The organism is Gilliamella sp. CG25, from assembly GCF_046635705.1.
GTDB classification, from domain to species: domain Bacteria; phylum Pseudomonadota; class Gammaproteobacteria; order Enterobacterales; family Orbaceae; genus Gilliamella; species Gilliamella apicola_I.
The window spans coordinates 25,787-47,627 of record NZ_JBIDFJ010000013.1; the positions used below are offsets into that span (position 1 = coordinate 25,787).

A 21,841-nucleotide genomic window follows, 5' to 3' on the forward strand; every position below is an offset into this window, starting at 1 on the left:
CACGTTAATGATCTAGATTAAAAAAATGCTGACGATAATAGACAAGTTCTGAAATGGAATCACGAATATCGTCAAGTGCTTGATGGGTACCTTGTTTTGTAATGCCTTTCAAAATTTCGGGTTTCCAACGTTTTGCTAATTCTTTAATAGTACTGACATCTAAATAACGATAATGAAAATATTTTTCTAACTTCGGCATATAGTTAAATAAAAAACGTCGATCTTGACCAATCGTATTACCACATATTGGTGAGCAGTTTTCTGGTACCCATTGTTGTAAAAATGCGATGGTTTGTTGTTCGGCTTGCTGTTCTGAAATAGTACTTTTGCGTACACGGTCGATTAATCCCGAATTGCCATGAGTGTTTTGATTCCATTCATCCATGAGCGCTAATTGTTCATCTGATTGATGAACAGCAATAACCGGACCTTCTGCAAGAATATTAAGGTCAGAATCAGTTACAATAGTGGCAATTTCAATAATACGATCAGTTTTTGGATCAAGTCCCGTCATTTCAAGATCAATCCAAATTAGATTACTACTATTAATTTGAGAGTGTTTGATCATAATTTGCTGTGGAAATTTTCTTTTTAATGCCGAGTAGTGTAGCATATCTGTCAAACTGTTTAGTAAAAAATTCGTAACTGTGGCAAAAAATCAATTATCAAAAAATCAAAAAAGGCGTGTAGCTGCTAAACATCAGCAACGATTAGAGACAAGACAAGATGACAACTTGTCGAGTTTTTCGTTGCCGCGTGAAGGTGTCGTTGTGAGTCGTTATGGTAAATCCGCTGACGTCGAAGATGATACTGGACTAATTTATCGTTGCAGTATTCGCCGTACCTTACCGTCGTTGGTTACCGGTGATAAAGTAATATGGCGAGAGAGTTTGGAACCCAATACTAATGGTATTATTGAGGCAGTACATCCTCGACACTCAGAATTGGTGCGTCCGGATTTTTATGACGGTGTAAAACCTGTCGCAGCCAATGTCGATCAGATTGTCATTATATCGGCAGTTTTACCGGAATTATCTTTGAACATTATTGATCGTTATTTAGTGGCTTGTGAAGCAACCAATATTCAGCCCATAATTGTGTTAAATAAAATTGATTTACTTACCCCTGAACAGCGTACGGAGATTGAAAAGCAGTTATCAATTTATCGGGATATTGGTTATCCGTTATTGTTTGTCTCTTGTCAAAATCAGCAAGGGTTAGCCCCTTTGCAAGATGCGTTGCAAGGAAAAGTGTCTATTTTGGTTGGTCAGTCTGGCGTAGGTAAATCAAGCATTATTAATCTGTTATTGCCTGAACAGGCACAATCAGCTTTAACAGGCGATATCTCTGAATTATCGGGTCTTGGTCAACATACTACAACCTCTACACGGCTTTATCATCTACCCAATGGTGGCGATATTATTGATTCGCCGGGGATTCGTGAATTTGGATTGTGGCATCTTGAACCTGAACAAGTTATTCATGGCTTTATAGAGTTTGATGATTATTTAGGCGGGTGTCAATTCCGTGATTGTAATCACTTAAATACACCAGGATGTTTGTTACAAAAAGCGGTACAAGAAGGAAAAATAGCACCATCGAGACTTGATAATTATCATCGTATTTTACTATCCATGAAGGATGTGAAGGCTAAAACAAATAAAAGCTATAAATAGCCTGCTTTTCAATACGTTCAGAAAATGACAGTGAGATTGAATGAGTTAGAAAACATTGCTCATAATCCCAAAACACTTGATTATGAGCAATTAGTATAGTTATTTTAACTATTGGCGCTTTTTAAGTGCAAAACCGATAGCAACATACGCCCAACCTTGGAAAATAAGGTCAATTCCTAAAAACATGCCCAATACCCAAAGACTATCGTATGGCCAGCCGGCAATAATCATTAAACCTAAAATTAGCGTAATAATCCCCGATGCTAAAATCCATCCCCAACGTGGTATTTCTCGGTTATTTAATGAAGCAAATATTTGTGTAAATCCACTGATAACCAGTAAGAGTGAAATCAGTAATGTAAACGCAGAAGAAACGGCAATAGGTTGGAAATACGCCATTAATCCAATAAAGATATACAAAATGCCCATTACCGCCCATAAGGCTGTTTGACCAAAACCTTTAATATTAAAGGCATGTATTATTTGCGCAATACCTGCAATTAAAAGTAATGAACCGATAAAGTAAACAGAAAAGACAGTTGCAATAAACTGGTAGCCTAATGCTAAGCATCCCAAAATAATTAAAATCACACCGATAAAAATAAACCAGCCTGTTTTTTGTTTAAGATCTTGAGTGTTATTTTCAGTAGATATCATATTAAATTCCTATTTTATATGGTTAACTTTCGGTTGTAATCAACATAGCCTTTCAATTCAAACTTGCCAGACGTTTTTAGCGAGCGAAAAGAAAGCATGACGGAAGTAATGCTAAATGTGCAAAGAAAATGCGTACCATTTCCTTTGCGTATAATAATTAATCAATATAATAAAACTAATTGTCCTTTTAATTTTTATCTTTCAGTGCTTCATCTAATGTTGAATAAAACATTAATTTATTCGAAATCGGTATAAACTTGGCTCTGGCTAATGTTTTCAATGGTTGGAATTGTAATTCACAAATAGATAAATCTACTTGTTCTGGCAATTCATCAACAAAATGGCGTAATGCATTAAGCCCACCCGCATCAAGAATAGGCACCGCATCCCACTGTAATACGATGTGCTCATAGCCATTTATTTTCTGATAGATTTCGGAAAAGGTACGTTCAGCGGCGGCAAAAAATAGTGGTCCATTAATGCGAAGTACTAATGTTTTTTCACTGCTTCGATTGAGTTCAACCAATCGTGTCATGTGTGCAATACGACGCATAAATAGGATTGAAGCTAACACTATGCCAAGTGTTATAGCAATAACCATATCAAATAATACCGTTAAAGACATGCAAATAAGCATGATTAAAATATCATCTTTAGGTGCGCATTTAATTATATATATCACTCGTTGCACAGCGCTCATATTCCATGCCACAATTAATAACAAGGCTGCCATTGCTGATAAAGGGATATAGGATAATAATGGTGCAAAACAAATGAGTGCAAGCAATACTACAATCGAATGCAGCACGGCAGCAATAGGTGATGTTGCGCCAGCTTTGACATTAGCAGCGGAACGGGCTATAGCGGCTGTTGCTGAAATCCCTCCAAAAAATGGCGCAATAATATTGCCTAATCCTTGTCCGATAAGTTCACTATTTGAGTGATGTTTTGTATGGGTCATTTCATCTAATACGACGGCACATAATAATGATTCAATCGCGCATAGCATTGCCATTGTAAGCGAAATTGGAAGCAGAGCGGATAACATTGACCAATCCCATTTAAAATCAGCGTGCTGCCAAGGTAAGATAAATTCGGGTAAAACGGACGGGATACCATGACCGATGCTATTATCAGGTAAAATATAGATAAATCGAGAACCGATAGTTTCAATTTCATAGCCAAATTGATTCAAAATAAACATGACCAAAATACCCGTTATTAATGCAGGTAAATGCCCGGATATTTTTATTCGAAGTTTCGGCCACACAATCAGTACTATCAGTGTTACAATCCCTACTAAAGTATCGGCAAAATTAATAGTTGGAAAGGTTTTAACTAAAGCGGTTACTTTGCTGATATAACTTTCCGGCATGTGTTCAAGTGTTAAACCAAAAAAATCTTTGATTTGCATGGTGGCGATAGTTATCGCAATGCCAGAGGTAAAGCCTAAAACAACAGGTAAAGGAATATATTCAATTAATCGACCAAGTCGAATTACTCCCATGATTATTAGAAAGACACCGGATAATAAGGTCGCAACAAGTAATCCAGACAAACCAAATTGTAATGAAACGGGATATAAAATCACGACAAATGCCGCTGTTGGGCCCGATACGCTGAAGCGTGAACCTCCGGTTAATGCAATGACAAAACCTGCAATTATTGCGGTGTAAAGCCCATGTTGTGGTGGAACACCACTCGCTATTGCTAAAGCCATGGCTAATGGTATAGCAATAATACCAACCGTAATACCAGCAATTAAATCCTTAAAAAAACGGGTAGATGTGTAACGATCTTTTATGCACGCTGCGATAAAAGCGCAACAAATTTTGGTGCCAGTTATGCCATATAATTTCATTATTTTTATTCGACTAATAGAAGTTTTTTGAAATGCTTACTAAGATAATCTTTTTTACAAAAATTAAAAGAGTGTTATTAAAATAATTTATATTGTCATTTAATTGCGTTAGGCTTTTTCAATTGAGGCATAAATAAGTTTATTAGGAATGATTTTGTAAATTGTTTCTAAGGTGCTTTTTTCTATTGATTTGATACCAGTATCGTTTAAAAATAATGTCGTAGACCCATTCGCTTTTCTTGATATGGTATGATTAGCAGGAGCAATGTATGGTAGTAATTAATCAAAACGTGTTTGTTCATTCTTCTAGGGGAATAGGTACAATTATGTTACTTGCTTTCTCTTCATTTTGTTTTGCATTACCACAACTAGCAGGCTCAAAAACCGCCTATCATTATGATACTAAGCAAACCATTACCCCTGCTCCAAAAGGCTATCAAGCATTTTATATTAATCATATTGGTCGTCATGGTTCTCGCTATATTAGTAAATCAAAATATGAAGAGATTGCCTATCAAACATTATTATTAGCAGACAAAGATAATCAACTCACTGATGAAGGAAAATCGTTACTCAAGCAAGTTTTGTATATTAAACAGTTGAATAATAATCACTATGGAGAGTTAACCGATTTAGGGCGTCAAGATATTGGTCTCATCAGTCAGCGAATGTTAAAAAATAATCCAACGGTCTTTAAAGGACATAACATTGCGGTGATTTCATCTACGTCGCCCAGGGCTAAAGAGACGGCTGAAATTTTTGTCCAACCCTTTAAAGCAAAATATCCTCATATTCAAGTCACCACCCAGCCCGAAAATGAACAAACGTTGTTACGCTTTTTTAACTATTCGCCTGCTTATGATAAATATAAACAGAGTAAAGCGGTTAAAAATGCCTTAAAAGCAATTAAATGTTCACCTAAAACTGTCGCACTGAGTCAAACCGTCGCCATAAAATTTTTTACCCATAATTTTATTGAAAAATTAAATGTAGGAATGGATATTGGTGAATATTATTCGATTAAAACCGAAGATTTTAGTCTGGCCGTTTATCAACTCTATCAAGAGTTACAGGCATTACCCACAGAGGTATTAGTTAATCATCAACTTAATTTTGATGATTATTTTTCAGAGGAAGCAAATGCGTGGTTTAATACGGTTGTCACTGCCAAAAATTATTTACAAATTGGTCCGGCATTTGATGCCAATGGTATTCAAATTAAAATTGCTGCACCTTTATTAAGGAATATGCTAATGACGGCCGATAACGCAATTACCAATAATAATGTTGATGCTAATTTGCGTTTTGCCCATGCAGAGACGCTTTCTCCGTTTGCAACGCTAATGGAAATTGAGGGTACAACAAAAGTTGCCAAGACGCTATTTGATTATCCGACTGTCTGGCATGCAGAAAAAATTATTCCTATGGGCGCCAATATACAATGGATTTTTTATAAAAGTGAACAACCACATCATCCGATACTGGTTAAAATCTTATTAAATGAACAAGAAGTCCATCTGCCAATTAGCACCCAACAATATCCTTATTATCGTTGGCAGGATGTTAAACAGTATTATACCAATAAATTAAATCAATTAGGCTTAAATGAAAATCAATCCGATATCGATATGCTAAAAAAATTAAAATGATTCTAGATTGAGCATATGGTAAATGACTGTATTACTGAATTAGGTAAAGTAGAAACTATTTCTGCATAAGCCTATGATCCGTCAAATGACTAAACCTGAAGCCAGAAGGTTACCGGACCATCATTAATTAATGATACTTGCATATCTGCTGCAAACTGACCAGTTTGCGTCTTAATATTCTTTTGGCATTGCTCAACAAAGAATTGATACAGTCTATTGGCATCTTCTGGTTTAGCCCCTTTGGTAAAGCTTGGACGCATTCCTTTTTGGGTATCTGCAACTAAAGTAAATTGGGATACAACAAGAACTTCACCTTGAGCTTGATTAACATTAAGGTTCATCTTACCGTCGCTGTCACTGAAAATACGGTAGCCAAGGACTTTTTCACATAATCGAATTGCTTTTTGTTCATCATCATCTTGCTCGACACCAAGTAATATCAACAAACCATGATTAATTTTTCCAATAATCTGATCTTCAACAGTGACAGAAGCTTGTTTAACACGTTGGATTAAGGCAATCATAAAAATATTACTCCGCTTGAGCTTGGTTATCCGATATTCGTTTTTTAGGGCGGTTAAATTCGGTTAAGGTTGCTGCAAATTCAGCGCCAAATAAGACAATACACCAAGAACAGTAAATCCAAACAAGCATGATTGGAATAGAAGATACTACGCCATAGATTAACTGATAAGTTGGAAATGAACTTACATAAAACGCAAAGGCACGTTTACCTATTTCAAACAATATTGCTGCAACAATCGCACCAATGAATGACTCTTTAAAAGGAACGGATTCAGTAGGGATAATACTGTAAAGTAACCAAAATCCAACGACAGAAATAATAAACGGTAAACTACTCAGCATAATATTCCCCGTTGCTCCAGTTGATAACCAGTTTAACGAAAATATATACGAACTGACCGCTACACTTGAGCCCGCTAAAATAGGCCCCAAAGTCAATATTGTCCAGTACATAGTTAGATTATACATAAATGAGCGTTTGCGTTTCGTTCTCCAAATATGATTAAGCGCACTATTAATTGAGTTAATAAGCAATAATGAGGTAACGATTAATCCAACTATACCCACTACCGTCATCTTTTTAGTATTGGTGATAAATTGTTCTAAGTAATTTTGAATGGTTTCACTTGCGGTAGGCACGAGATTACTGTAAATGAGCTGTTTTAGCGATAGGCTAATTTCATCAAACATTGGAAAAGCGGATAATAATGAAAAAATAACAGTAATAAGCGGAACGAGTGCCAGTATTGTGGTATAGGCAAGGCTGGCAGAGGATGTGGTCAACTGATCCTGATTGATTTTAGCCCACAACATTTTTAAGAACAACGTTATCTGCTGAAATGTTTTCATGGTTTTTTCTATTTGTTAGAAAGAATACAATTATTGATCCCACTATTTTTTAATGAGTTCAACGCCTTATCAGCTTCGCTTTTGCTAGTATAGGGCCCAGCTGTAACGCGATATAACTGACCAGAAGAAATATTACCATTTATACCTGTCATAGCAAGTTGAGCTTTTAGGGTGTCCGCATTGGCTTTTTCCTTAAAAGCACCACATTGTAATGTCCATTTCGTTGTTGTCGATGAGGTTTGATTGGTATTCGATCGTGTATTGGTGTTATTCGCAAAACTATCTAAAATTTGTTGCCGTTCGCTTGCAACTGAATTCGATGTTGCGTTTGAACTGGCATTGGGCGTTTCTAACGCTTTAAGGTATGTCCAACGTTCCTGAGGTTGCTCTGGTAAGGTAACGGCAGGTGGAGGCGTTTTGACTTTTGGTTGTTCAACGGGTTTGTTAGGTTTATTATTGGTAATTAAATAGAGAATGGCGGAAAATAAGACAATAAGAACAATTGCCATAAATATCATAAATTTTGGCATAAAGCTTGATTTGTTTTTTTTCGGTCGACTTTTTCTTCTCACATAATCACGCTGAACCACAATATACTCTCTTATTCTTTTTTTATTGATATGGAATAACTGATTATTATACAAATAAAAAAAGTGGCTTACACCACTTTTTAGCATTTTCTTTAACTACAATAGTTAACAGATTCGGGCATTAAGCCAATGCTTTAATCTGTTTAATTAAATTTGCTTTATGACGTGCAGCTTTATTTTTGTGGATTAAGCCACGAGCCGCTTGACGGTCAACAACTGCTTGCATGTCTTTGAATGCTACTTCAGCTGTTTGTTTATCACCAGCTGCAACAGCTGCGTAAACTTTCTTGATATAAGTACGCATCATTGAACGGTTACTAGCATTATGTTTACGGCGTTTTTCGGATTGAACCGCACGTTTTTTAGCTGATTTGATATTAGCCAAAGTCAACTCCCAAGTTTAAATAAAATTACATATTAATAAGGCGGCAAAATATGCCTGATTTTCTGCCAGTTGTCAATGCCGTTACATAAAAAATTTGCAATTTATAAATTACACATTGATGACAAACGTTTACTATTTGAACAATAATCGCTATAACCTAAAAAGAATTTTTATGTTAGAATACATGAAGTTTATTTTTATTTATATTTTTTTATTAAGAGGAAGTCTCATGTCTGTTATTAGAATGCAAGATCTTGATCTAAAAGGGAAACGTTTATTTATTCGTTCAGATCTTAATGTACCAGTCAAAAATGGTAAAGTCACTTCTGATGCACGTATCAAGGCATCATTACCGACAATTGAAGAAGCAATCAAAAAAGGCGCTAAAGTGATGGTGACTTCTCACATTGGTCGTCCAACAGAAGGAGAATATAACCCTGAATTCTCATTGCAACCAGTCGTTGATTACTTAAAAGAACATGTTTCATTTCCTGTCCGTCTTGTTAAAGATTACCTTGATGGTGTAGATGTTAAAGAAGGCGAATTAGTGGTTCTTGAAAATGTACGCTTCAATGTGGGTGAAGGTAAAGATGATGAAACGTTATCTAAAAAGTATGCCGCACTTTGTGATATCTATGTAATGGATGCATTTGGAACAGCTCACCGCGCTCAAGCTTCAACGCATGGTGTGGGTAAATTTGCACCTATCGCATGTGCTGGTCCTTTATTAGCTGCGGAACTTGATGCGTTAGGTAAAGCACTTGATAATCCGGCTCGTCCAATGGTTGCGATTGTTGCAGGTTCTAAAGTATCAACTAAACTTACTGTACTTGATTCGCTTTCAAAAATCGCTGATCAAATTATTGTCGGTGGTGGTATTGCTAATACCTTCATTGCGGCTGAAGGTTATAATGTAGGTAAATCGCTATATGAAGCGGATTTAATCCCGGAAGCGAAAAAATTGATGGCTAACTGCCATATTCCTGTTCCAACTGATGTACGTGTTGCGACTGAATTCAGTGAAACAGCAACGGCTACAGAAAAATCGGTTTCTGATGTTAAAGAAAATGAACAAATTCTTGATTTAGGTGATAAATCAGCTGAAGCATTAGCTGATATTATTAAAAAAGCGAAAACCATATTATGGAATGGTCCAGTTGGTGTATTTGAATTCCCCAATTTCCGTCGTGGGACTGAAATTGTTGCTAAAGCAATTGCTGATAGTGAAGGTTTTTCAATTGCCGGTGGTGGTGATACGTTAGCTGCAATTGACTTATTTGGAATTGAAGATAAAATTTCTTACATCTCAACTGGTGGAGGTGCCTTCCTTGAGTTTGTTGAAGGTAAAAAACTTCCTGCTGTTGCAATGTTAGAAGCGAGAGCAAAAGCATAATATAGATTCAGTAAAAAGGATGAGATGATTACTCATCCTTTATTTTTTATAATAATTAAATCATAGGTAATAAAATGGCTACAAAGATTTCTGATGTCGTTAAACCCGGTGTTGTAACTGGTGATGATGTTCAAAAAGTATTTCAAATCGCTCGTGAAAATAACTTTGCTTTACCAGCAGTTAACTGTGTTGATACCAACACAATTAATGCGGTAATTGAAACAGCGGCAAAAGTAGGTTCTCCTGTTATTGTTCAATTCTCAAATGGTGGTGCACAGTTCATCGCTGGTAAAGGTCTTAAATTAGAAGGACAAGAATGTGCAGTACTAGGTGCTATCTCTGGTGCAAAACATGTTCATTTAATGGCTGAAAAATATGGTGTACCAGTGATTGTTCACACTGACCACTGTGCAAGAAAATTACTTCCATGGGTTGATGGCTTACTTGATGCTGGTGAAACTCACTTTGCTAAAACTGGTAAACCACTATTTTCTTCACATATGATCGACCTGTCAGAAGAAACATTAAAAGATAACATTGATATTTGTTGTCAGTATCTTGCTCGTATGTCTGCAATGAAAATGACATTAGAGTTAGAATTAGGTTGTACTGGTGGTGAAGAAGATGGTGTGGATAACAGCCATATGGATAGTTCAGCACTTTATACTCAACCTGAAGATGTCGCTTATGCTTATGAGCGTTTAAGCGAAATTAGCCCTCGTTTCACTATCGCTGCATCATTTGGTAACGTGCATGGTGTTTACAAACCAGGTAATGTTAAATTAACACCAAAAATTTTAGATAACTCACAGAAATACGTATCAGAAAAATTTAACTTACCTGAAAAATCACTGAATTTTGTATTCCATGGTGGTTCAGGCTCAACACCTGAAGAAATTGCAGAAGCAGTTAGTTATGGTGTTATCAAAATGAATATCGATACCGATACTCAATGGGCTAACTGGGCGGGTATTTTAGATTACTACAAAGCTAATGAAGCTTATTTACAAGGTCAATTAGGTAATCCTGAAGGACCTGATGCGCCAAACAAAAAATACTATGATCCACGTGTTTGGTTACGTAAAGGTCAAGATTCTTTAGTTGCTCGTTTAGAACTTGCATTTAAAGAACTTAACGCTGTTAACGTACTTTAATTAACGTTTTCATTTTTAATACAAAGTGGGGAATCTCCTACTTTGTATTAATTGTTCATAAAATAAATCTTGCATTTGTATATCAATTGTAGGATAATTCTGCCCTCATTTAACTTAGGGGAGCTGTCTATTTATATAATAGAAGCGTTTGCACCCGAGAGAAGGAAACCAAAAAATGGCAAAAAAAGTACAGGCTTACATCAAGTTGCAAGTTGCAGCTGGTGCAGCAAATCCTAGTCCACCAGTTGGTCCAGCACTTGGTCAACATGGTGTTAATATCATGGAATTCTGTAAAGCATTTAATGCGAAAACAGAAAGCATGGAAAAAGGTCTACCTATTCCAGTTGTTATTTCAGTCTATTCAGACCGTTCATTCACCTTTGTTACTAAGACTCCTCCTGCGGCAGTACTATTGAAGAAAGCTGCTAAAATCAAGTCTGGTTCAGGTGAGCCTAACAAGAAAAAAGTAGGTAAAGTAACGAGTGCTCAAATTCGCGAAATCGCTGAATTAAAAGCTGCAGATATGAATGGTGCTACCATTGAATCAATGATGCGTTCTATTGAAGGAACCGCTCGTTCAATGGGCTTGGAAGTGGAGGGTTAATCGATGGCTAAATTATCTAAGAAAGCTAAACTTATCCGCGAAAAAGTGAATGCAACTAAACAATATGAAATCAACGAAGCAATTGCTTTATTAAAAGAGCTTGCGACTGCTAAATTTACTGAAAGCGTTGATGTTGCTGTAAATTTAGGTATTGATTCACGTAAATCAGACCAAAATGTTCGTGGTGCAATTGTATTGCCACATGGTACTGGTCGTAGTGTTCGTGTAGCTGTGTTTACACAAGGTGCAAATGCAGAAGCAGCTAAAGAAGCGGGTGCTGAATTAGTTGGTATGGACGATCTTGCGGATCAAATCAAAAAAGGCGAAATGAATTTTGATGTCGTTATCGCATCGCCAGACGCTATGCGTGTAGTTGGTCAATTAGGTCAAATTTTAGGACCACGTGGTTTAATGCCAAACCCTAAAGTTGGTACTGTAACGCCTAACGTTGCTGAAGCAGTAAAAAATGCGAAAGCAGGTCAAATCCGTTACCGTAACGATAAAAATGGTATTATCCATACTACTATCGGTAAAGCTGATTTTGATGCAGCTAAACTTAAAGAAAATTTAGAAGCATTACTTGTTGCGTTAAAACGTGCAAAACCAGCATCTTCTAAAGGTGTCTTTGTGAAGAAAGTAAGTCTTTCTACTACTATGGGCGCTGGTGTTGCTATCGATCAAACAACATTGAATGCATCTGTTTAATTAATCATTATTAATTAAATAAAAAAATCGGTTGGTGTCTGGCCTTAACCAGACCCCGTCCAAGACCGTAGGTGTAATTGACGTTTAATTACTTAATTTTCCTACGTAGACGGTGACAGAACCTGATAAGATATAATACAGGAATTCTGCTCATCGTGGTTGTGCTAACTATATTGTTATAGTTAGTTTAAATAAGTCTAGGCTTTGCCTAGTTTTAATCCAGGAGCAAAACCAATGGCACTAAATCTTCAAAATAAACAAGAAATTGTTGCTGAAGTTAATGAAATCGCCAAAGGTGCGCTATCTGCAGTTGTTGCCGATTCTCGTGGCGTAACTGTAGAAAAAATGACTGCATTACGTAAATCTGCTCGTGAAGCGGGTGTTTATATGCGTGTTGTTCGTAATACGCTATTACGCCGTGTTGTAGAGGGCACTCAATATGAGTGTTTAAAAGATACGTTTGTTGGTCCTACTCTAATTGCGTTTTCAAACGAGCACCCAGGTGCTGCTGCGCGTATTTTTAAAGCGTTTGCAAAAGAAAACGATAAATTTGAGATTAAAGCCGCAGCCTTTGAAGGTGAGTTAATTACTGCAGCGAACATTGATCGCTTAGCAACATTACCTACTTATGAAGAAGCATTAGCTCGCTTGATGTCAACCATGAAAGAAGCCGCAGCTGGCAAATTGGTTCGTACTCTTGCAGCTGTTCGTGATCAAAAAGAAGCTGCTTAATTAGCAGTATGATGACGAATTTTATTAATTAAAAATTGTAAATTTGGGAAACTATATTATGTCTATCACTAAAGAACAAATTTTAGATGCAGTTGCTGAAATGTCTGTAATGGACGTTGTTGAACTAGTATCTATGATGGAAGAAAAATTCGGTGTTTCTGCAGCAGCAGCTGTTGCAGTTGCAGCAGCAGGTCCAGCTGAAGCAGCTGAAGAGAAAACTGAATTTGATGTAATCTTAAAAGATGTTGGTGCAAATAAAGTAGCTGTTATCAAAGCAGTTCGTGGTGCAACTGGTTTAGGCTTAAAAGAAGCTAAAGATCTTGTTGAATCAGCTCCTGCAACAGTTAAAGAAGGTGTTAGCAAAGCTGATGCTGAAGAACTTAAAAAGGCACTTGAAGAATCTGGTGCAGCTGTCGAACTTAAATAAGTTAATCGATAGCAAGCTAAATGGCTGGGGGTTTTACCTCCAGCCTTTTTGCGCTGTAAAAAGTCGAAGAATTTTATTTGAAGACTATCAATAAAAAGCAATAAAGAAATAGTATATTTATTAAGCCTAATCAATTGATATTTATAGATATTTTCGATGAGGTGTCAGGCGTTATTATTCGATTGAAGTGCTCCTGATGAATATTTAATCATGCTAAAATAGCAGATAAGCAAGTTGAGGAACTAATGGTTTACTCTTATACCGAGAAAAAACGAATTCGTAAGAATTTTGGTAAGCGTCCACAAGTCTTGGATATACCGTATCTTCTTTCTATTCAACTTGATTCGTTCCAGAAATTTATTGAGCAAGATCCAGAAGGTCAGTATGGTTTAGAAGCCGCTTTTCGTTCAATATTTCCGATAAAAAGTTATAGTGGTAATGCTGAGTTACAATACGTGAGCTTTAAGATGGGCGAACCTGTGTTTGATGTAAAAGAATGTCAAATTAGAGGGATCACTTACTCAGCACCGTTGCGCGTAAAATTACGTTTAGTTATTTATGATAAAGATGCACCAGAAGGAACTGTAAAAGATATTAAAGAGCAAGACGTCTACATGGGCGAAATTCCTTTAATGACGGACAATGGAACATTTGTAATCAATGGTACCGAACGGGTAATCGTTTCACAATTACATCGTAGTCCAGGTGTGTTCTTTGATAGTGATAAAGGTAAAACACACTCTTCTGGTAAAGTTTTATATAATGCTCGGATTATTCCTTATCGTGGCTCTTGGCTTGATTTCGAATTTGATCCAAAAGACAATCTTTTTGCTCGTATTGACCGTCGTCGTAAACTTCCAGCAACAATTATTTTGCGCGCATTAGGTTATGAAACAGAAGAAATTTTAAATATCTTCTTTGAGAAAACCATTTTTGAAGTTGGCAAATCCAAATTAAAAATGGATTTAGTCCCAGAGCGTTTACGTGGTGAAACAGCCTTATTTGATATTGAATCAAAAGGTAAAGTGTACGCTGAAAAAGGTCGCCGTATTACTGCACGTCATATTCGTGAATTAGAAAAAGATAAAGTAAGCAAAATTGATGTACCTGTTGAATACATCGTTAATAAAGTGCTTGCTAAAAACTATGTCAATGACGCGACAGGTGAAGTCATTGCATTTGCTAATACACCAATTTCATTAGAATTGTTATTAGAATTAACGAATGCAGGCTACAAAAAAATTGAAACATTATTCACCAATGATCTTGATCATGGGGCGTTTATCTCTGAAACATTAAATGTTGATTCAACACGCGATCGTTTAGGTGCATTAGTTGAAATTTATCGCATGATGCGACCAGGTGAGCCACCTACAAAAGAAGCTGCAGAAGCGTTATTTGACAACTTATTCTTCTCTGATGAACGTTATGATTTATCAGCGGTTGGTCGAATGAAATTTAATCGTTCTTTAGGTCGTGATGATATTGAAGGTCAAAGCGTCTTAACTAAAGATGATATCGTTGACGTTATGAAGAAATTAATCAGTATTCGTAATGGTCATGGCGATGTTGATGATATCGACCACTTAGGTAATCGTCGTATTCGTAGCGTTGGTGAAATGGCAGAAAACCAATTCCGTATTGGTTTAGTACGTGTTGAAAGAGCCGTAAAAGAGCGTTTATCTTTAGGTGATCTTGATTCATTAATGCCACAAGATATGATTAATGCTAAACCAATTTCAGCGGCAATCCGTGAGTTCTTTGGTTCTAGCCAGTTATCTCAGTTTATGGATCAAAACAATCCATTATCTGAAATTACGCATAAACGTCGTATTTCTGCATTAGGTCCAGGTGGTTTAACTCGTGAGCGAGCAGGCTTTGAAGTCCGTGACGTACATCCAACTCATTATGGTCGTGTATGTCCGATTGAAACGCCTGAAGGTCCAAACATCGGTTTGATTAACTCGTTAGCGGTCTATTCTCGTACTAATGAGTATGGTTTCTTAGAAACACCATATCGTCGAGTGATTGACGGTGTTGTGACTGATGAAATTAATTATTTATCAGCGATTGACGAAAGTGAATTTGTTATTGCACAGGCAAACTCAAACCTTGATGAAGAAGGTCGCTTTAAAGAAGATTTAGTGACTTGTCGTTTAAATGGTGAATCGGGCTTATATAGTCCTGAACAAGTTCATTATATGGACGTTTCAACACAACAAATCGTGTCGGTTGGTGCATCATTAATTCCATTCTTGGAACATGACGATGCGAACCGTGCTTTGATGGGTGCAAACATGCAACGTCAAGCAGTTCCGACGTTAAAAGCGGAAAAACCATTTGTTGGTACTGGTATGGAACGTGCGGTAGCTGTTGACTCAGGTGTAACAGCCGTTGCTCGTCGTGGTGGTACTGTTCAATATGTTGATGCGTCACGTATCGTAGTCAATGTCAATGCAGATGAAATGTATGCGGGTGAAACAGGGATTGATATTTATAACTTAACTAAATATACCCGTTCTAACCAAAATACCTGTATCAATCAAATTCCATGTGTGGAATTAGGCGAAAAAGTTGAACGTGGTGATGTACTTGCAGATGGCCCATCAACTGATTTAGGTGAACTTGCATTAGGTCAAAACATGCGCGTGGCATTTATGCCATGGAATGGTTATAACTTTGAGGATTCTATTTTAGTTTCTGAAAAAGTGGTACAAGATGATCGTTTTACCTCGATCCATATTCAAGAGTTATCTTGTGTATCTCGTGATACTAAATTAGGTGCTGAAGAAATCACAGCTGATATTCCAAATGTGGGTGAAGCTGCGCTTTCTAAATTAGATGAATCAGGTATTGTTTATATCGGTGCTGAAGTGAAAGGTGGTGATATTCTTGTTGGTAAAGTGACGCCTAAAGGTGAAACACAATTAACACCAGAAGAAAAATTACTACGTGCAATTTTCGGTGAAAAAGCATCTGACGTTAAAGATACGTCTTTACGTGTACCAAATGGTGTTTCTGGTACGGTTATTGATGTTCAAGTCTTCACTCGTGATGGTGTACAAAAAGATAAACGTGCACTTGAAATTGAAGAGATGCAACTTAAACAAGCAAGAAAAGATTTAACTGAAGAGCTTAAAATCTTAGAAGCAGCTTTATTTGCGCGTATTCGTGATGTGTTAATTTCAGGTGGTATTAAAGCTGATAAATTAGATGCCTTACCACGAGAAAAATGGTTAACAATCGGTATTTCAAACGAAAGCAAACAAGCACAGTTAGAGCAACTTGCTGAACAGCACGAAGAAATTAAACTTGAGTTTAACAAAAAGCTTGAAGCTAAACGCATGAAGATTACACAAGGTGATGATTTACAACCTGGTGTGCTCAAAATTGTTAAAGTTTACTTAGCGGTTAAACGTCAAATTCAGCCTGGTGATAAAATGGCGGGTCGTCATGGTAACAAAGGGGTTATCTCTAAGATTAATCCAATTGAAGATATGCCATATGATGACAAAGGTCGTCCAGTTGATATCGTGCTAAACCCACTAGGGGTTCCGTCTCGTATGAACATTGGACAGATCCTAGAAACCCACTTAGGTATGGCGGCTAAAGGTATTGGTCAAAAAATTGACACAATGCTTAAAGAACAGCAAGAACTTGCTAAATTACGTGAGTTTATCCAAAAAGCATACGATCTTGGTTTAGGTGCTGCACAAAAAGTTAATGTTGCAGAATTTACCGATCAAGAAGTGATGACATTGGCACAAAATTTACGTAATGGTATGCCACTTGCTACACCAGTGTTTGATGGTGCAAAAGAGCAAGAAATCAAGTCATTACTAGAATTGGGTGATTTGCCGACTTCAGGTCAAATTACATTATATGATGGTCGTACAGGTGAACAGTTTGAACGTCCGGTAACGGTAGGTTATATGTACATGCTGAAATTAAATCACTTAGTTGATGATAAGATGCATGCACGTTCTACAGGTTCATATAGTCTGGTTACTCAACAGCCATTGGGTGGTAAAGCTCAATTTGGTGGTCAGCGTTTCGGTGAGATGGAAGTATGGGCACTTGAAGCTTATGGTGCTGCTTACACACTACAAGAAATGCTAACGGTTAAATCAGATGACGTAAACGGCCGTACTAAGATGTATAAAAATATTGTAGATGGTGATCATCGTATGGAACCGGCGATTCCAGAATCATTTAATGTATTGTTAAAAGAGATTCGTTCGTTAGGTATTAATATCGAGTTAGATGAAGAGTAATCTTCACTCACTAAAAATGATTTCTATTTATAGGGATAACTTATTAGCGATAATAAGTTATCTAATTGGTTTAACTCCATAGGAGCCAATTGTGAAAGACTTACTAAAGTTTCTAAAAGCACAGACAAAAACAGAAGATTTTGATGCTATCAAGATAGGTCTTGCCTCTCCTGATATGATTCGTTCATGGTCTTTTGGTGAAGTTAAAAAACCTGAAACAATCAACTATCGAACGTTCAAACCTGAGCGTGATGGATTGTTTTGTGCGCGTATTTTTGGACCAGTTAAAGACTATGAATGTTTATGTGGAAAATATAAACGTTTAAAACACCGTGGTGTGATCTGTGAAAAATGTGGCGTTGAAGTAACTCAAGCGAAAGTACGTCGTGAGCGTATGGGGCATATTGAACTTGCATCGCCAACTGCACACATCTGGTTTTTAAAATCATTACCATCTCGTATTGGTTTATTGTTAGATATGCCACTTCGTGATATCGAACGTGTTCTTTATTTTGAATCATTTATGGTTCTTGATGGTGGTATGACCAACTTAGAGCGTGGTCAAATCTTAACAGAAGAGCAATATTTAGATGCGTTAGAAGAGTTTGGTGATGAATTCGATGCTCGCATGGGTGCCGAAGCTATCCAAGAGTTGTTGCGTAATATTGATGTACAAGCGGAATGTGAAGCACTACGTGACGAACTTTCAACAACAAACTCTGAAACAAAACGGAAGAAAATCACTAAACGCATTAAGATTATTGAAGCATTCATTCAATCAGAAAATAAACCTGAATGGATGATCTTAAACGTATTGCCTGTGTTGCCACCAGATTTACGTCCATTAGTACCACTTGATGGCGGACGTTTTGCAACATCAGATTTGAATGATCTTTATCGTCGAGTGATCAACCGTAATAACCGTTTAAAACGTTTATTAGACTTAGCTGCGCCAGATATTATTGTACGTAATGAAAAACGTATGTTACAAGAATCTGTCGACGCATTATTAGATAATGGTCGCCGTGGTCGTGCTATTACCGGTTCAAACAAACGTCCATTAAAATCACTTGCCGATATGATTAAAGGTAAGCAAGGTCGTTTCCGTCAAAACCTATTAGGTAAACGTGTTGACTACTCAGGTCGTTCTGTAATTACAGTGGGACCATACTTGCGTTTACACCAATGTGGTTTACCGAAAAAAATGGCACTTGAGCTTTTTAAACCATTTATCTACGGTAAATTAGAGCGTCGTGGCTATGCAACAACCATCAAAGCTGCGAAGAAAATGGTTGAACGTGAAGATGCGATTGTTTGGGATATCTTAGATGAAGTTATCCGTGAACATCCCGTATTACTGAACCGTGCACCAACACTTCACAGATTGGGTATTCAAGCATTTGAACCTATCTTAATTGAAGGTAAAGCGATTCAGTTACATCCATTAGTTTGTGCGGCATTCAATGCTGACTTCGATGGTGACCAAATGGCGGTTCACGTACCATTAACGTTAGAAGCGCAATTAGAAGCGCGTGCGTTAATGATGTCAACCAACAACATTCTTTCGCCTGCGAGTGGTGAGCCTATTATTGTTCCTTCACAGGACGTGGTATTAGGTCTTTACTATATGACTCGTGATAAAGTCAATGCGAAAGGTGAAGGCATGATTTTAACCGGTCCTAAAGAAGCAGAAAAACTGTATCGTTTAGGTCTTGTTGAGCTACATGCTAAAGTTAAAGTGCGTATTACTGAAAGCCAACGTAATAGTGTTGGTGAGTGGGAAGAAACCACGTCAGTTATTGATACTACTGTTGGGCGTGCTATTTTATGGTTGATTATGCCAAAAGGGATGAGTTACTCAGTGATCAACCAACCACTTGGCAAAAAAGCAATTTCACGTATTTTGAATATTTGCTATCGTCAACTAGGTATGAAAGAAACCGTAATTTTGGCTGACCAAGTGATGTATACCGGTTTTGCTTATGCTGCACGTTCTGGTGTTTCAGTTGGTATTGATGATATGGAAATTCCGGCTAAGAAATTACAAATTATCAACGAAGCTGAAATTGAAGTTGCTGAAATTCAAGAGCAATTCCAATCAGGTTTAGTCACAGCAGGTGAACGTTATAATAAAGTTATCGATATCTGGGCAGCAGCCAATGAACGTGTTGCAAAAGCCATGATGGATAACTTATCAACTGAAAAAGTGATTAATCGTGAAGGTAAAGAAGAAGTACAATCTTCTTTCAACAGTATTTATATGATGGCCGACTCAGGTGCGCGGGGTTCTGCAGCACAGATTCGTCAGTTAGCAGGTATGCGTGGTTTGATGGCAAAACCGGACGGCTCTATTATCGAAACACCAATTACAGCAAACTTCCGTGAAGGATTAAACGTACTTCAGTACTTTATTTCTACCCATGGTGCTCGTAAAGGTCTTGCTGATACAGCGTTAAAAACGGCGAACTCTGGTTATTTGACTCGTCGTTTAGTTGATGTTGCACAAGATTTAGTTGTTATTGAAGACGATTGTGGCACATTAGAAGGCGTAGTGATGACACCGGTTATCGAAGGTGGAGATGTTAAAGAGCCACTTCGTGAACGTGTATTAGGTCGTGTAACGGCTGAAGATGTGTTAAAACCAGGCAGTGCCGATATCTTGATTCCACGTAACACATTACTTGATGAAAGCTATTGTGATTTACTAGAAGCTGAATCGGTTGATAGTGTTAAAGTCCGTTCTGTCGTTTCGTGTGATACTGATTTTGGTGTTTGTGCGAAATGTTATGGTCGTGACTTAGCACGTGGTCACTTGGTGAATAAAGGTGAAGCAATCGGTGTTATCGCAGCTCAATCAATCGGTGAGCCGGGTACACAGTTAACCATGCGTACGTTCCATATCGGTGGTGCGGCATCAAGAGCGGCAGCAGAATCAAGTGTTCAAGTTAAAAACAAAGGTAGTATTAAATTAACTAATGCTAAATTTGTGACTAACCCAGACAAGAAATTGGTTATTACATCACGTAATGCTGAGTTAACGATTATCGATGATTTAGGTCGAATGAAAGAGACTTACAAAGTTCCTTATGGTTCGATTTTAACAAAAGGTAATGGTGCAGCAGTCGATGCTGGTGAAACAGTTGCTAACTGGGATCCGCATACAATGCCAGTTATCTCTGAAGCGAAAGGCTTTGTTAAATTTGTTGATATGGTTGATGGTCAAACTATTACCCGTCAAACCGACGAATTAACAGGTTTATCATCGATTGTTATTTTAGATGTCGCGGAGCGAACAGGTGTAGGTAAAGATTTACGTCCGGCAATCAAGATTGTTGATGCTAAAGGTAAAGATATCTATGTTGCGGGTACTGAAATGCTTGCACAATACTTCTTACCAGGTAAAGCATTAGTTCAATTAGAAGATGGTGCAGAAATCAATGTGGGTGATACGCTTGCACGTATTCCACAAGCCTCTGTAGGGACTAAAGATATTACCGGTGGTTTACCACGCGTAGCTGACTTATTTGAAGCTCGTAAACCGAAAGAATCAGCTATTCTTGCTGAAATTGATGGTATTATTTCGTTTGGTAAAGAGACCAAAGGTAAACGTCGCTTGATCATCACGCCATTAGATGGCAGTGAACCATATGAAGAGATGATTCCTAAATGGCGTCAACTTAACGTATTTGAAGGCGAACAAGTTGGACGTGGTGATGTGATTTCGGATGGTCCTGAATCAGCACATGATATCTTACGTCTACGTGGTGTAAATGCGGTAACACGTTACATTGTTAACGAAGTTCAAGAAGTTTATCGCCTGCAAGGTGTAAAAATCAATGATAAACACATTGAAGTTATCGTTCGTCAGATGCTGCGTAAAGCAACGGTTATTCATCCGGGTGGTTCTCGTCTACTTGACGGTGAACAACTTGAAGTTTCACGCTTGAAGATTATTAATCGTGAACTTGAAGCACAAGGTAAAGAACCAATTGTTTATTTACACGATCTACTTGGTATTACTAAAGCATCATTAACAACTGAATCGTTTATTTCTGCGGCATCGTTCCAAGAAACGACTCGCGTATTAACCGAAGCAGCTGTTGCTGGTAAAAACGACGAATTACGTGGCTTAAAAGAAAATGTCATTGTTGGTCGATTGATTCCGGCTGGTACTGGTTATGCTTACCATAAAGAGCGTTTACGTAAACGTGCAATGCCATCAAGTGATGATATTCAAACAACAATTTCTGCTGAAGAAGCAACAGCTAACTTAGCTGAGTTACTTAATTCTGCAGAAGAAAACCAATAGTCAGTAGGACGAGTTATTAAAATAGCACGTGATTGCACGTGCTATTTTTTT

17 protein-coding genes are annotated in these 21,841 nt (G+C 37.4%); 10 read left to right on the forward strand and 7 right to left on the reverse strand.

The annotated features are described in order from the left end of the window. Positions 1 to 4 precede the first annotated feature (4 nt). Positions 5 to 568, reverse strand: a complete 564-nt coding sequence (orn, locus tag ACGH6P_RS09745; protein ID WP_065559759.1) for an oligoribonuclease — start codon at positions 566 to 568, stop codon at positions 5 to 7. A gap of 79 nt (positions 569 to 647) precedes the next feature. On the opposite strand from orn, the gene rsgA reads away from it, so the two are divergent. Continuing rightward, positions 648 to 1,676 (forward strand): small ribosomal subunit biogenesis GTPase RsgA, encoded by a 1,029-nt coding sequence (gene rsgA / locus ACGH6P_RS09750; RefSeq protein ID WP_411597363.1) that lies wholly within the window; start codon positions 648 to 650, stop codon positions 1,674 to 1,676. A gap of 108 nt (positions 1,677 to 1,784) precedes the next feature. On the opposite strand, the gene ACGH6P_RS09755 is transcribed toward rsgA, so the two are convergent. Then, positions 1,785 to 2,333 (reverse strand): HdeD family acid-resistance protein, encoded by a 549-nt coding sequence (locus ACGH6P_RS09755; protein WP_220215987.1) that lies wholly within the window; start codon positions 2,331 to 2,333, stop codon positions 1,785 to 1,787. A gap of 187 nt (positions 2,334 to 2,520) precedes the next feature. Continuing rightward, complete coding sequence (gene dauA, locus ACGH6P_RS09760) at positions 2,521 to 4,194, reverse strand: C4-dicarboxylic acid transporter DauA (RefSeq protein ID WP_411590802.1); 1,674 nt, start codon at positions 4,192 to 4,194, stop codon at positions 2,521 to 2,523. A gap of 269 nt (positions 4,195 to 4,463) precedes the next feature. On the opposite strand from dauA, the gene ACGH6P_RS09765 reads away from it, so the two are divergent. Continuing rightward, the gene (locus tag ACGH6P_RS09765) at positions 4,464 to 5,843 is read left to right on the forward strand and encodes a histidine-type phosphatase (protein WP_411597364.1); all 1,380 of its coding nucleotides are present in this window, start codon (positions 4,464 to 4,466) and stop codon (positions 5,841 to 5,843) included. An 89-nt stretch (positions 5,844 to 5,932) separates the two neighbouring features. On the opposite strand, the gene dtd is transcribed toward ACGH6P_RS09765, so the two are convergent. The 4 genes from dtd to rpsT are packed head-to-tail and all read right to left on the reverse strand — an operon-like array spanning position 5,933 to position 8,192. Further along, on the reverse strand, positions 5,933 to 6,367 hold the full coding sequence (dtd, locus tag ACGH6P_RS09770) for a D-aminoacyl-tRNA deacylase (protein ID WP_267360798.1): 435 nt from the start codon (positions 6,365 to 6,367) through the stop codon (positions 5,933 to 5,935). A gap of 7 nt (positions 6,368 to 6,374) precedes the next feature. Beyond that, entirely contained in the window at positions 6,375 to 7,217 is an 843-nt protein-coding gene (locus ACGH6P_RS09775; RefSeq protein ID WP_411597365.1) for a virulence factor BrkB family protein, read from the reverse strand. Positions 7,218 to 7,225: 8 nt separating this feature from the next. After that, positions 7,226 to 7,894, reverse strand: a complete 669-nt coding sequence (locus tag ACGH6P_RS09780; protein ID WP_411597366.1) for an SPOR domain-containing protein — start codon at positions 7,892 to 7,894, stop codon at positions 7,226 to 7,228. A gap of 34 nt (positions 7,895 to 7,928) precedes the next feature. Continuing rightward, positions 7,929 to 8,192, reverse strand: coding sequence for a 30S ribosomal protein S20 (rpsT, locus tag ACGH6P_RS09785; RefSeq protein WP_025316521.1), 264 nt, complete (start codon positions 8,190 to 8,192; stop codon positions 7,929 to 7,931). Positions 8,193 to 8,421: 229 nt separating this feature from the next. Between rpsT and pgk the strand changes: the two genes are divergently transcribed. The 8 genes from pgk (at position 8,422) to rpoC (ending at position 21,790) form a co-directional block, all read left to right on the forward strand. Further along, positions 8,422 to 9,585: a phosphoglycerate kinase gene (pgk, locus tag ACGH6P_RS09790; RefSeq protein ID WP_065559751.1), complete on the forward strand. Its 1,164-nt coding sequence runs from the start codon at positions 8,422 to 8,424 to the stop codon at positions 9,583 to 9,585. 74 nt (positions 9,586 to 9,659) lie between these two features. Further along, the gene (gene fbaA / locus ACGH6P_RS09795; RefSeq protein WP_065559750.1) at positions 9,660 to 10,739 is read left to right on the forward strand and encodes a class II fructose-bisphosphate aldolase; all 1,080 of its coding nucleotides are present in this window, start codon (positions 9,660 to 9,662) and stop codon (positions 10,737 to 10,739) included. A 175-nt stretch (positions 10,740 to 10,914) separates the two neighbouring features. Beyond that, complete coding sequence (gene rplK, locus ACGH6P_RS09800) at positions 10,915 to 11,343, forward strand: 50S ribosomal protein L11 (RefSeq protein WP_065559749.1); 429 nt, start codon at positions 10,915 to 10,917, stop codon at positions 11,341 to 11,343. A gap of 3 nt (positions 11,344 to 11,346) precedes the next feature. Then, complete coding sequence (gene rplA / locus ACGH6P_RS09805) at positions 11,347 to 12,048, forward strand: 50S ribosomal protein L1 (RefSeq protein ID WP_065559748.1); 702 nt, start codon at positions 11,347 to 11,349, stop codon at positions 12,046 to 12,048. A 234-nt stretch (positions 12,049 to 12,282) separates the two neighbouring features. Further along, positions 12,283 to 12,780 (forward strand): 50S ribosomal protein L10, encoded by a 498-nt coding sequence (gene rplJ, locus ACGH6P_RS09810; RefSeq protein ID WP_025316516.1) that lies wholly within the window; start codon positions 12,283 to 12,285, stop codon positions 12,778 to 12,780. Between the two features lie 58 nt (positions 12,781 to 12,838). Then, the gene (gene rplL, locus ACGH6P_RS09815) at positions 12,839 to 13,207 is read left to right on the forward strand and encodes a 50S ribosomal protein L7/L12 (RefSeq protein WP_065559747.1); all 369 of its coding nucleotides are present in this window, start codon (positions 12,839 to 12,841) and stop codon (positions 13,205 to 13,207) included. A gap of 245 nt (positions 13,208 to 13,452) precedes the next feature. Next, positions 13,453 to 17,481 (forward strand): DNA-directed RNA polymerase subunit beta, encoded by a 4,029-nt coding sequence (rpoB, locus tag ACGH6P_RS09820; protein ID WP_065559746.1) that lies wholly within the window; start codon positions 13,453 to 13,455, stop codon positions 17,479 to 17,481. Between the two features lie 91 nt (positions 17,482 to 17,572). Beyond that, positions 17,573 to 21,790 (forward strand): DNA-directed RNA polymerase subunit beta', encoded by a 4,218-nt coding sequence (gene rpoC / locus ACGH6P_RS09825; protein ID WP_065559745.1) that lies wholly within the window; start codon positions 17,573 to 17,575, stop codon positions 21,788 to 21,790. Positions 21,791 to 21,841 lie beyond the last annotated feature (51 nt).

Bases quoted from the DNA above. Each gene is read 5' to 3' on its own strand.
- ACGH6P_RS09755 (WP_220215987.1), bottom strand. From the start codon at position 2,333: ATGATATCTACTGAAAATAACACTCAAGATCTTAAACAAAAAACAGGC.
- rplJ (WP_025316516.1), top strand. From the start codon at position 12,283: ATGGCACTAAATCTTCAAAATAAACAAGAAATTGTTGCTGAAGTTAAT.
- dtd (WP_267360798.1), bottom strand. From the start codon at position 6,367: ATGATTGCCTTAATCCAACGTGTTAAACAAGCTTCTGTCACTGTTGAA.
- orn (WP_065559759.1), bottom strand. From the start codon at position 568: ATGATCAAACACTCTCAAATTAATAGTAGTAATCTAATTTGGATTGAT.
- pgk (WP_065559751.1), top strand. From the start codon at position 8,422: ATGTCTGTTATTAGAATGCAAGATCTTGATCTAAAAGGGAAACGTTTA.
- rpoB (WP_065559746.1), top strand. From the start codon at position 13,453: ATGGTTTACTCTTATACCGAGAAAAAACGAATTCGTAAGAATTTTGGT.
- rplA (WP_065559748.1), top strand. From the start codon at position 11,347: ATGGCTAAATTATCTAAGAAAGCTAAACTTATCCGCGAAAAAGTGAAT.
- ACGH6P_RS09780 (WP_411597366.1), bottom strand. From the start codon at position 7,894: ATGCTAAAAAGTGGTGTAAGCCACTTTTTTTATTTGTATAATAATCAG.
- fbaA (WP_065559750.1), top strand. From the start codon at position 9,660: ATGGCTACAAAGATTTCTGATGTCGTTAAACCCGGTGTTGTAACTGGT.
- dauA (WP_411590802.1), bottom strand. From the start codon at position 4,194: ATGAAATTATATGGCATAACTGGCACCAAAATTTGTTGCGCTTTTATC.
- rplL (WP_065559747.1), top strand. From the start codon at position 12,839: ATGTCTATCACTAAAGAACAAATTTTAGATGCAGTTGCTGAAATGTCT.
- ACGH6P_RS09765 (WP_411597364.1), top strand. From the start codon at position 4,464: ATGGTAGTAATTAATCAAAACGTGTTTGTTCATTCTTCTAGGGGAATA.
- ACGH6P_RS09775 (WP_411597365.1), bottom strand. From the start codon at position 7,217: ATGAAAACATTTCAGCAGATAACGTTGTTCTTAAAAATGTTGTGGGCT.
- rplK (WP_065559749.1), top strand. From the start codon at position 10,915: ATGGCAAAAAAAGTACAGGCTTACATCAAGTTGCAAGTTGCAGCTGGT.